The organism is Micromonospora sp. WMMD1274, assembly GCF_049179035.1.
Taxonomy (GTDB): domain Bacteria; phylum Actinomycetota; class Actinomycetes; order Mycobacteriales; family Micromonosporaceae; genus Micromonospora; species Micromonospora tulbaghiae.
The window spans coordinates 1-10,869 of sequence record NZ_JBMHMG010000002.1 but is presented as its reverse complement, the minus strand read 5'-3'; the positions used below and the strand labels follow the sequence as shown (position 1 = coordinate 10,869).

Here is a 10,869-nt window from a genome sequence, read left to right as displayed (position 1 = left end):
GGTTGGCGGGATCTGCGTCGTCGTGGTGGGGTTGCTCATCGGTGTGTCCGCGCGCTCGGGTTTCTCCGCCCGCAACCGCCCACGCCGAATCGTCACCACGGCGCGCGGCCCGGCCCACGGTGATGCCGCCGGCATCACCCCCCTCGCCCTGCCCCGTCAGCTATCCCCCGCCTACGTGCCGGATCACGCCTCGCACGCAGGCGTGGCAGCCAGTCCAGCCGGCACCACAGACGCCCCAGCTACCGCCTTACGTTAGCCGGTTCGATGGGCACCATCGTCAGCATGCGAACGCCGGAACATCCTTCAGGGGAGCAGTAGAGGATCCCCACCTTGACCGGTGCGCCGGCCATGACCCTGACACCTCGCACCGGCGTCCCGTCGTCCTCGACGCTGGGGAGGTTGTCCCAACGCCACCGCACAAGATCATTTACCGCCATGATGTCCCGGATGACCTCGGCCAGCGCCGTGTTCTCAGGGTCGCGTATGTAAGCGAGGCGTAGCTGAGCCAGGAGCGCCGGCACCCACTCCTCTTCCCACCGGTCGAGCTGCTGCCGCGCGGACGGGTCCGTGAACGCCCACCGCATCAGGTTAGGCGCATCGCTCCTCAACCACGGAAACCAGCTCGCCGATCGAGCGTTGTGCGCCCGAACGGTGAAGGCGTTGTCGACGACCATGCACGGGTACGGCTGACTGCGCACGAATCTGCCCATCGCCGAGCTGATCCGCGGCGGGTCGGCGGGCTTCTGCTCTCCAGCCGGCACACGCCCGACGGCTAGGCGGTACAGGACCTCCCGCTCGCGGTCGCTGAGCCGCAGAACGGCGGCAACCCTGTCGAGATAATCGTCGGTGTGCCTACCGCGCCCACGCCCTCGTTCCAGTTCTCCGTACCAGTAGGGTGTGCTTCCCAGCGCATAGGCGATGTCGTACTGGCTTACGACCTGCTTCCGTCGACGTGGGTACGGGTCGACCACCGGCAGGTCAGCCGGGGTCAGTCGTCTACGCCACGTCCTCAACAGCGCGGACAGCTCTGCCTGCGGATCGCGCAGCCGCGCAGGCGGGCCAGGAGCTTCTATGGTCCGGCCTTCGGATCGTGCCTCACTCCTGCTGATGCGTCGACGGCCGATCCCTGGGTTCGCCCCGTACCGCCGCGCCACACTTTCCCGTGACAGCGTGCTGGTTGTCATCGCACCGACCAGCCCTCGTCAACTGGCCGCTCCGCCGGATCGGGGCCGGCGGAGCCGGGCCGGGGCGGTCTCAACGCGTTGGACGGGTCGATCCCCGACAGCTCAGCCGAGATGTCCCACAGCAGCCGTGCGGCCCTCTCATCGCGTGAGGCGTCACTCGGCTGCTCCACACCGACGGGTCCTCGGGTGCGCAACCAGCGGCGGGGGCCGAGGTACGCGCCAGATGGCACGTCGGCGAGGCTAGCCGTGAGCGTCGGCTGAGCTCCCTGCGCCGCAGGCTGCGCCACCACCATCGCCAGGATCTGCAACCCCTGCGCCACCGAAGGACGGCCACCTCGCCGACGTGCCGAGTCCAGCAGCTGTGTGTCGGACCACCCGGGGTGGCACGCGATGCTCCGCGCAGAGCAACCGCTGGCCAGCAGCAGCCGGTGCAGCTCGTACGAGAACAGGAGGTTCGCCAGCTTGCTTGCCGCGTACGCCTGGTACGGGCGGTACACCTTTGGGTCGGGCCAGTCGTGCGGATCCAGCCGGGCAACGCGGTGCGCGGTGCTGCTGACGGTGACGATCCGGGGGTCCGGCGCCGTCAGCAACGCGGGCAGAAGAAGTCCGGTGAGCGCGAAGTGCGCGAGATGGTTCACCCCGAAGTGCATCTCGACGCCGTCGAAGGTGTCCCACCGCGGAACGCCCATCAGGCCGGCGTTGTTCACGAGGACATCGATCCGTCCGTGATCGTCCAGAACTTGGCCTGCCGCAGCGCGAACGGATTCTAGGTTTCCCAGATCCACTCGCAGTTGCCGAATGATCGCGTCGGGCTGTGTCGCCTTGATGGCCGACGCCGCTGCGCTCATTCGTCCTGAGTGCCGGCAAGCCATGATCACGGTCATGCCGGCGGCGGCAAGCAGGCGAGCGGTGTGGTACCCCACGCCGGCGTTGGCGCCGGTGATGACGGCCACCTTGCCCCGCTGGTCCGGTGCTGGCGATGGGAGGCGAGCCGGGCCGTGGGCTGCTCTGCTGGCCCTGCGTGTGTTCGCCGCCCTGTCGTTCGGGGGTCGGCGGGAGGTCGTTGTCATGGTCATGACATCTCTTGGATCGGCCAGGTTGAGCATCGCAGTTGTCCCCCGATTCGTGTCGCCTCTCGTGGTGGAGGTGGCCCGGCCTCTGGGGCGGTTCAGAGGCCGGGCCCGCCGGCGAGTGACCTCCACGTACGCCGGCGCGGTGAAAGCTGCTGGGGCTACGGCTTGCGCAGGTTGGCGAGCGTCTCGTGAGTCATGCGGCCAAGCGCTTCCATGACGGCCTGGTCGTCGCTGCCGGACGGCAGAGCGTCCTGCGTCCAGCCCACCGTCAGGTACAAGTTGCCGTCGAGACAGGCAAGGCGCGGGCCGAGCAGACTATCCACATAGACGTAGCTGTCCTGGCATCCACTCGGTACCTGACGCAGCGCTTCTTCCTCCTGCGCCACCGCCTTCAACCCGTTGAACCGCACCTCCGCGTGGTCATTCACCTCAACCATCAGGTTGGCCACGCCCCTGGGGCCGAAACCGACAACGCATCCCTTCAGCGGGCCGTCCGTGGCGTCGCGGCGAGGGTCGGCAACGACACCGAGCAGCTCCTCCAGCGGAGCCACCACGAAGGCGTCGCACGGGCGCAGCTGCGAGCCGTACCGCCACGGAGTCACGCTCGGCCCGGGCGACGCAGTCGCCTCAGCGGCCGAGGTCAACCGCGCGGACGCTCCGCCCTCGGAATCCCGATTTCTACCGCAGCCGGTGGCCGCCAGAATGATCACCGCGACCACCATCAGGACCGTCGCGGTGACGACACCGAACGCGCGTCGCGTACCGGCCGGGGCTGGCGATTCGCCATGGCTCAACGGACAGCCTCCTTGCGCTCTAGGGTGATGCCGGCGGCATCACTGGAAGGGCTGGTAGCGGCACCCCGCTCATCGCGAACACGGACGTGGGACACAGCCAGGACTGCGCCAGCCAGGCAGGCCAGCGCCACCACGGCGATCGCGACGCTCGCGCCCAGCGGGGGCATGAGCACCGACACGACTGCGGTTCCACCGGCTCCACCAGCGAATCCCGAGAAGTAGGTCAGTCCGACAGCCGTTCCCCGCCGATCCGTACGCAAGGCGGCCAGCGCGACGGTCAGCATCGGTTGCCCCAGCGCGAAAACCGCTGACGAGATGACCGTCGACGTGATCACCAATGGGCCGACCGAGTCTGATGGCACTAACCCCACGATCACCAGCGCTCCAGCAGCCAGCAGCAGCGCCTTGGCCGACGACCGCTGCCGGAGGGCCAGGCCGTGGGACACGGCCACCCCCGCTACCGCACACAGCACCAGCACCACGCCGCTGTTCAGCGGCGTCCATCCGGCGTCGGCGAGCAGGTGTCCGTCGGCGAGCACCACGGCAAACCGCGCCCCGTAGATGCAGCCAGCCAGCAGGCACACCCGCCTGAACTGGGCCTCGCGCACCAGTGCGGCAGGCACGAACGCGTCGGGCCGGCGCCGCGCTCGAACCCACAGGGCGAGCCCGCTGGCGGCCGCACCTGCGGCCAGCGCCGATGCAGTCGTCAGCGTCAGCACCGCGATCTGCGTCAGCCCGACCGTGCACGTCGCGAACACCGTCAACAGTCCTGCTCCGACAGCGTCGAAGGCAGCCGACGGCCTCCCCCGCCGATGGTGGTGTCGCGTTATCCACGGGACCGCCAGCACCGACAGGACGGGCAAGACCACGGCCGCGCGCCACCCGATCACCTCCGTGGCGGCTCCACCCGCGAGCGTCGCCCCGGCCAGGAACGTCGCCATCACCGCGCCCAACGCCCTCGCCACCGCGCCGCGATGCTCGGCATCGACGTGAGCTGCGATGGTGAGCACCACGGTCACGACGGCAGACGATCCGACAGCCAGCACCACCCGGCCGGACACCACCGCCTCCGGTGTCGGTGCCAGCAGACACACCACCGTGCCGGCGAGCAACAGCACCGCGCCGATACGGAGACAGGCCCGTGTTCCCCAGCGTTCGGTCAACGGCCCGAACACCGCAGTACCGACGCCGAGAGCGATGGCGTACCCAGACAACAGCCACACCGTGCTGACCGAGCCAGAGACGTCCGGAATGTAGGGCACCGCGACCGCCGCCGCCATGATGCCGAACGTCACCGGCCCGTAGAGCGTCCCCAGCAGCACGCCTAGCCGGGCGGGACGAGCACCGGAACCACCGGGTGCACGGTTGGCGGTGATGCCGCCGGCATCACCGCCGGTCACGCCGTGCCCCAGACGGAGTTGAGGGCGCCCGGTTGAAAACAGGGATGTCCTTGACTTCTTTGAGGTAGGCGGTTCCCGAGGTGTAGCCGGTGCCCGCCTCGTTGCCCAGCATCCGCACCGCGAGCGAGTAGTGGGTGCGACGCCACCCTGTCAGCGCGGCCGCGAAGGACGCCATGCTCTCGACGAGTTGGTCCTCGACGACCGCTGCGAATCCAGCCCGCTCCAGCTTCCCCACCTGGGACTGCACCGTGGCCTGCCCGGACAGCGCCCGCATCCGCGCCTGCGGCGCGGACTGGAAGGCGACCGAGTGTAGCCGGGCCAGTTCCGGGCGGCGGCACAGCGACTCCACCAGCTTGTAGCTGTAGCTCTGGATGGCACTGGCGCCCTCGGTCCACCGACGGAAGTCGCGGAACGCCGCGACCTGCATGGTGGCCAGCAGCGAGAACAGGGGTGAGGCTTCCCGCAGGATCCCGGTCGCCGCATCCAGCCGCGCCCCGCCGTGCACAGCATGCCCGTCGCCGAGGAGTTGAATAACGCTGCACAGGTCCACCGCCACCAGCGCGAACGTCGCCTCCCACGACTGGAGGACTCGGAGGAACAGGTACTCGTCGTGCACCCGGGAGACGGGCAACATCGACAGGGCGACCGCCTGGCGTTCGTCCCGGTTGAGGAATTCCTCGACGGCCCGCCACAGACGATCCGGGCGAACATCGTCCACGGCACCCGCCTGTTCAAGGCCGAGGCGGGCAAGCGCGGGTTGAAGCACGCGCATGCCGAGCCTGAGCCGCTTACGTGTCAGGCCAGATGCCGGCCGGAACTCCGGCAGCGGCTGTCGCTGGTCCTCTGCGGCGGCGTGCTCGAACCTCAACACGTCTGCGATCAACGCCACGACCAGCCGGTCCCGGCATCGCAACGCCGCCGCCGCGTCCACGACGATGTCGCCGCGGTCGGCGTCCGGCAGGGGAAGCAGCTCCAGCGCCAGATACGTGCGGTAGTCGTAGCGGCCGTCGGCCTTGTCGAGCAGCACGTTCAAGAACGAGCGCAGGAGACGGCCGCCAGCGTCGGGCCCGGCGACGGAGTTGGTCACCTCCCTGGCCTGTCCCAGCACCTCCAGCATCTGCGGCGGTACGAAGTGCTTCCCGTGCTCCCGCACGCTGGCGACGACGTCTCGATACGGAAAGTCGTCGCTGCACCGCTGACCCGTCAGCCACCGCTGCACCGCGTCGACGCCGTTCATGCCACCACTCCCTGTCGATGAGACCGGCGGCGCTCTGCCGCCCGGGCGTCGGGGAACTCCCCCAACAGTCGGCATGCCGTCTCGACGTCCTCTGCGGTGGTGAAGGCGTGCATCGCGAGCCTGACCACCCGGCCTCGCGGTGCGACCGCGACGTGCCGGTCTGCCAGCCACCGCGTGATGGCCTCCGGTGCGGGGTGCAGGACCGCCAGATGGGCGCCGTGCTCCTCGGGAGTCGTCACGAACAGGCCTTGCCGCGTCACCAGCTCGCGGGCGAGCCGCGCCATCTGCGCCACGTGACGTCGAACCTGCCCCAAGTCCAGGTCGGCGATCAGCGACAGGGCCGCGTTGGCGGCGTACACCGCTGGCACCGCTGGCGTCCCGACCTGGAACCGGCGCGCGTCGTCCGGCCAGTCCACCAGGTGAGGATCGAACCGGTGAGGATCGCGACGACCCTGCCAGCCGGTCAGACCCGGTACGCGTCCACCACTGGCAGCGGCCTCATACAGAGCGACGACCCCCGGCAGCCCGAGGGCGTACTTGCCGAAGCCGGCCACGAGGTAGTCACAGTTCCACTGCCGCACATCAAGCGGCTCCACCCCGAACGCCTGGTAGGCGTCGACGAAGACCTCCGCACCGGCATGATGCGCCGCCTCGACGATGTCGCGCACCGGCAGGCGCTGACCGCTGCTGTAGGTGACCGCGGGCACCGACACCAGGGCTGTGCGGCCGTCGATCGCCCGCAGGTAGTCGGTGAGGCACACCCGGCCGTCTCGGTCGCCGACGAAGACCACCTCGGCCCCTCGCCGGCGCTGCGTCAGCCAGGCGTGGGCGACCCCGGGGAACTCGGCGCTGCACGTCACGATCCGAGACCGCGTCGTCCATCCCCGCGCAGAGCCCACCTGGTGCGCGGCCGTTGACGCGTCGGCCAGCAATCCGATCTGGTGCTCCTGGGCCCCGAGCAACGCCGCGACTCGATAGCGCAACTGCGTCACCTGATGCTCCCACGCCTGCCACGTCACCGCGGGGCTCTCCATCGCGGTGAGCATGGCCAGCAGGGACGACTCGACAACCGGTGACCGGGGCGCGTGACTGCAACTGGCCAAATGGACGCGTCCGGCCAACGACGGCAGTTCACGCCGCACCGCAGAGCAATCCATCGGTGTCCGGGCCATCACGCCATCTCCCGCAGCGACGTGGCGCTGGTTACGACGGCGGTACGGACCGCCCACAGGTCGGGGAAGTACCTGTGGGCGGTCAGCTTCGCCAGGGTCCCGACCGGCGTGCCCTGGGTGCCGAACCCGCCGTCGCCGACGAGCCGGGCCGCAAGGAGGTAGTGCCGCATCCGCCACAGCGCCACAGCCTCGTCCCAATCCACCATCCGCTCCGCCAGCCGGTAGATCGGCTGGTCGGCCCGCCACCGGCACAGCTGCTCCAGGGAGACTCCGCAGTGTTCGCAGAGATGCTCGAATGCCTTTGCCAGCTCTCGCCCGGCCCGCCCGATTCCCACCCAGCCCGGCGACTGCGCACCTGACCCCGTGCCCAGCCGAGGTCGCATGACGGCGAACGCCATCGGCGAGAGGTGCTCGAACATGTCGAGCTGGCCGGTCACTGTCCGGATCGCGTCGGCCGCTTGGTGAACGAGCAACTCCCCCGCGCCCACATCGCCCGAACGCAGGTGCCACGCCGCCTCCTGCGACGCCTCCACCGCCACGCGTAACCACAGCTCGGTGCTCTGGTGCGCCACCTGGAACAGCAACTCGTCACGATGAGCACGCTCGGGTGCCGGCACCTGAAGCCGCAGCAGCTCATCCACGCGCATGTACCGGCTGTAGGCGTTCACGTCCGTCGTTCCCACGTAGCCATCTGGCGGCGCGCTGGCAGGACCGCCGTCCTCGTCGTCCAGGCCGTCGGGCGGGCGAGGTGTCGTGTGCACGCCTCCGCTGTGCGAACTCTGAGGTGCCATCTTCAGTGCCCCCGTTGTCTTCGTGGTCGGCGTCAGGCTGATTGACGGACCAGCTGGTCAAAACCATGGAGCGTGAGCCAGGTTCCGCAGCTCCTGACCAGCACGAGCCGCGGCGTCCGCCCTGCGCCGGGCAAGCCACCGCGGAGCTTGTCCGCGACCGGGCAGCCACAGCAGCAGAACGCCGTGGGCCAAGACGGCGGCACCCACCACTGCGCGCGGTCCCGCCGCCATTCGGTCAGCCATGAGGAAAGGAAGTGCCACCGCCGTCACGACCGATCCGCCGGCCGCAGCACGTAGTCCGGCGAGGCTGCCCGACATGGGGAGGGACAGGCCCGCGACGACCGAGACGAGCGCCAGAGCGAGCAGGACGATGAGCACGCCGGCATCCAGTGCCATCGCGCCGAACGGCGTGTTCGCGTCCCAGCCAGCAGCCAGGTACACGGCCGCGTCGGCGAACACCGTGGAGCCGGCGCAACACACAACCGTGGCCAGGCGGACCGCTCTCGGTGCCGATTCGTGGGGGCGCATCGTCCTGTTGACGACGGGGCCTTGGTGCTCCGGCAAGGTTGCGCTCCCTCAAGGCTGGCATTCGGGCTCAAATTCGGTACGGTAATCACGCCTGAAACATGAATACGGTACCGGGACGGGAGATGTCAACACGATGAGGAGTGAGCACGTAGTGATGCCGCCGGCATCACCGGGCTCCGAGCGGCCAGGCAAGACGGCGAGCGCGCCGTGCGCTGGCGGTCGTCTCACGCCGTTCACCACCCTGCTGAGGGCCGCCCGGCACCGCCGACGAGCCGGCCCCATGGCTGGGCTTTCTGCCGACGGCCGCCGTGGGTAGCCGAACTGACCGCGACCGCAGCACGGTGACCCTGCCCGGAGGCCCGGAGCTGACGGTGTATGCGGCTTGTGCCGACGATCTGCCGGCCGTGATGGAACTGCATCAAACCTGCTCAGCGCGCAGCCGGCACTGGCGCTATCTGTCGGGTGCGGTGCCATCACCCGCCCGCCTGCGTCGGCTGCTGGAGCCGGCTCGCGGAGTGACCCTGCTTGCCGCTGCGGGCGACGGCGCGATGGCAGCTGTGGTGGCGATGGCGAACCTGATCGCCGAGGGAGACCAAGCTGAGGCAGCGCTGCTCGTTCGGGACGACTGGCAGCGGCACGGACTCGGTTCGACCCTGCTGGTCTGGTTGCTCGGGCTCGCCAGCAGTAGCGGCTACGCCGCGCTCGTGCTGCACATGCACGCGGAGAACACCCCGATGCTGCGCACGGTCAGGCGGCTCGATCGCGCGGCCCTGACCGAAAGGGACGGCGCCTTTCTCACCTTCACCGTGCCAGTGGTCGCCACCAGCCGAAGGCCGCCCTGGTGAGGCGGCGACCAACGCCCGTGCGGCTCTCCCGCCAAGCGGAGCCGACACAGCGACAGCCAGCATCAGGACCAGCAGGAACGGGCACGACGTGACCGAAGGCAGCCTGCCGGTGATGCCGCCGGCATCACGGCTTGATGATGAAGCGGCCTTCCGCACCCGTGCCGCGTCGCGGTCGCCCACGCCAGTGACGGCGGCCAGCAGCTGCCCAGCGCACGCGCCCGGCGGTCCCACCGACGGCCCGGCTCGGGTTCTCAGCGACGCCCACGCCTTTCTCACGCGCTACTTCCACGAGACAGGACGCGACGGCTTGCGGACTCGCCTGGCGCAGATGCGACGCGAGGTTGAGACCAGCGGCACGTGGTGGCAGACCACCGACGAGTTGGTGTTCGGGGCGAAGCTGGCGTGGCGTAACGCGGAACGGTGCATCGGACGCGCCCGTTGGAGCGCCCTGCGCGTGCGTGATCTCAGAGGGATCAACCGGGCCGATCAGATCCGCGGCGAGTTGGAGAACCACCTGGACCTGTCCACCAACGGCGGTGCCATCGTCCCGATGATGTCGGTCTTCTCCCCAGCGTCAGCCGACATGCCTGCCGTGCGGATCCGCAACTCGCAGCTGATCCGGTACGCAGGATGGACCACCGCAGCCGGCGAGGTGACCGGAGATCCCGCTCAGGCGCGATTCACCGATCAAGCCATACAACTGGGTTGGCGAGGACCGTCGAACCGGACCCGGTTCGACGTGCTGCCCTGGATCATCGACGGCATTGACGTCGGCCGGGCGCTGTTCGCCGTCCCTGCCTCCTGCGTCTTGGAGGTGGAACTGCGCCACCCGCAGCATCCCTGGTTCGCGCTGTTGGGACTGCGCTGGCCGGCGCTGCCCGCGATCAGCGACATGACCTTAAGGGTGGGCGGGGTCATCTATCCCTGCGCGCCGTTCAGCGGCAGTTACATGGCCTCCGAGATCGCCAGTCGCAACCTCGCCGACCCGGCGCGCTACCACCAGCTGCCCGCAGTGGCGCGCGGGCTGGGCCTTGACACGCGACGAGACCGGCTGTGGCGGGACAAGGCGCTCCTCATGCTCAACGAGGCGGTCCTGCACAGCTTCCTCGCCGCCGGGGTCCGCATCACCGATCACCATCGGGAAAGCATCTCCTTCGCGCGGTTCACCGACCGGGAAGAAGCCGCAGGGCGGCCGGTCTACGGGGACTGGTCGTGGCTCAACAGCTACCCCATGACTCCGCAGGACCCGAGCTGGGGCCGCTACTACGCATCACCCTCGCCGCAAGATCCCGGGCTGCACCCCTCTCCACCGGTGAAGCCGTGATCGGACCATGACCTGCCCACAGTGCCGAAGCTCCGAGGACGGCTGCTGTCTTAGGTCAGAGCGCTGGTGACGAAAGGATTCAGACCGTGCGTAGCGCGACCGAACTGCCCGGCATGGTTGAACTGAGTATGCCAGCGCGCAATGCTCGCCTCGATGCGCTCATCAAGGCGGCCCACGACCTGCTTGACCGGGCCGTTCGGGAGGAGATCGTCGAGCACCACGACGGCCACGGCCGTAACCGCAAGCATGTGGCGACTGCGGTGCTGTTCTCCGGCGGCCACGACTCCACAGTGCTGGCCCACCTGTTCCGCCGGCGAGCGACTCATGCGATTCACGCGAACACCGGGATCGGCGTTGAGGCCACCCGCCAGTTTGTACGTGACACCTGCGCGAGCTGGGGACTACCGCTCATCGAGAAGCACCCGCCGGTGGGTTCAACGTACCGCGAGCTGGTGCTGACCGACGGATTCCCTGGTCCGGCGAAGCACTGGAAAATGTACCAACGGCTCAAGGAACGCGCC

At 69.1% G+C, this 10,869-nt stretch carries 11 protein-coding genes; 3 read left to right on the top strand and 8 right to left on the bottom strand.

The features are described 5' to 3' along the window. Positions 1–239: 239 nt before the first annotated feature. The 8 genes from ACN27D_RS35115 to ACN27D_RS35080 all read right to left on the bottom strand — a co-directional run bounded on the left by ACN27D_RS35115 (position 240) and on the right by ACN27D_RS35080 (position 8,110). Positions 240–971 carry a hypothetical protein gene (locus tag ACN27D_RS35115; RefSeq protein WP_053065347.1) on the bottom strand — a complete coding sequence of 244 codons (732 nt, stop codon included), beginning with the start codon at positions 969–971 and terminating at the stop codon, positions 240–242. A gap of 209 nt (positions 972–1,180) precedes the next feature. Beyond that, a complete protein-coding gene (locus tag ACN27D_RS35110) occupies positions 1,181–2,254 on the bottom strand; it encodes an oxidoreductase (RefSeq protein WP_255352841.1) in 1,074 nt (357 codons plus the stop codon). Positions 2,255–2,415: 161 nt separating this feature from the next. Beyond that, on the bottom strand, positions 2,416–3,051 hold the full coding sequence (locus tag ACN27D_RS35105; protein ID WP_152748225.1) for a hypothetical protein: 636 nt from the start codon (positions 3,049–3,051) through the stop codon (positions 2,416–2,418). After that, complete coding sequence (locus tag ACN27D_RS35100; protein ID WP_152748224.1) at positions 3,048–4,451, bottom strand: MFS transporter; 1,404 nt, start codon at positions 4,449–4,451, stop codon at positions 3,048–3,050. Before ACN27D_RS35100 ends, ACN27D_RS35105 begins: the two co-directional genes overlap by 4 nt. Beyond that, positions 4,438–5,688: a tryptophan 2,3-dioxygenase family protein gene (locus tag ACN27D_RS35095; RefSeq protein ID WP_047891578.1), complete on the bottom strand. Its 1,251-nt coding sequence runs from the start codon at positions 5,686–5,688 to the stop codon at positions 4,438–4,440. Before ACN27D_RS35095 ends, ACN27D_RS35100 begins: the two co-directional genes overlap by 14 nt. Then, positions 5,685–6,722, bottom strand: a complete 1,038-nt coding sequence (locus tag ACN27D_RS35090; RefSeq protein WP_396849546.1) for an aminotransferase class V-fold PLP-dependent enzyme — start codon at positions 6,720–6,722, stop codon at positions 5,685–5,687. Before ACN27D_RS35090 ends, ACN27D_RS35095 begins: the two co-directional genes overlap by 4 nt. A 137-nt stretch (positions 6,723–6,859) precedes the next feature. After that, positions 6,860–7,621, bottom strand: coding sequence for a tryptophan 2,3-dioxygenase family protein (locus ACN27D_RS35085; protein WP_235437427.1), 762 nt, complete (start codon positions 7,619–7,621; stop codon positions 6,860–6,862). Positions 7,622–7,708: 87 nt separating this feature from the next. Continuing rightward, positions 7,709–8,110, bottom strand: coding sequence for a hypothetical protein (locus tag ACN27D_RS35080; RefSeq protein ID WP_152748223.1), 402 nt, complete (start codon positions 8,108–8,110; stop codon positions 7,709–7,711). Between the two features lie 410 nt (positions 8,111–8,520). On the opposite strand from ACN27D_RS35080, the gene ACN27D_RS35075 reads away from it, so the two are divergent. The 3 genes from ACN27D_RS35075 to ACN27D_RS35065 all read left to right on the top strand — a co-directional run. Then, the gene (locus ACN27D_RS35075) at positions 8,521–9,024 is read left to right on the top strand and encodes a GNAT family N-acetyltransferase (protein WP_235437426.1); all 504 of its coding nucleotides are present in this window, start codon (positions 8,521–8,523) and stop codon (positions 9,022–9,024) included. An 88-nt stretch (positions 9,025–9,112) separates the two neighbouring features. Continuing rightward, a complete protein-coding gene (locus tag ACN27D_RS35070) occupies positions 9,113–10,348 on the top strand; it encodes a nitric oxide synthase oxygenase (protein ID WP_278091387.1) in 1,236 nt (411 codons plus the stop codon). Between the two features lie 86 nt (positions 10,349–10,434). Further along, a partial coding sequence (locus ACN27D_RS35065) for a hypothetical protein (RefSeq protein WP_421501234.1) occupies positions 10,435–10,869 on the top strand: 435 nt, incomplete at its 3' end.

What these genes read in the sequence shown, in the direction of transcription:
- ACN27D_RS35095 (WP_047891578.1), bottom strand. Translation starts at nt 5,688, where the DNA reads ATGAACGGCGTCGACGCGGTGCAGCGGTGGCTGACGGGTCAGCGGTGC.
- ACN27D_RS35110 (WP_255352841.1), bottom strand. Translation starts at nt 2,254, where the DNA reads ATGACAACGACCTCCCGCCGACCCCCGAACGACAGGGCGGCGAACACA.
- ACN27D_RS35090 (WP_396849546.1), bottom strand. Translation starts at nt 6,722, where the DNA reads ATGGAGAGCCCCGCGGTGACGTGGCAGGCGTGGGAGCATCAGGTGACG.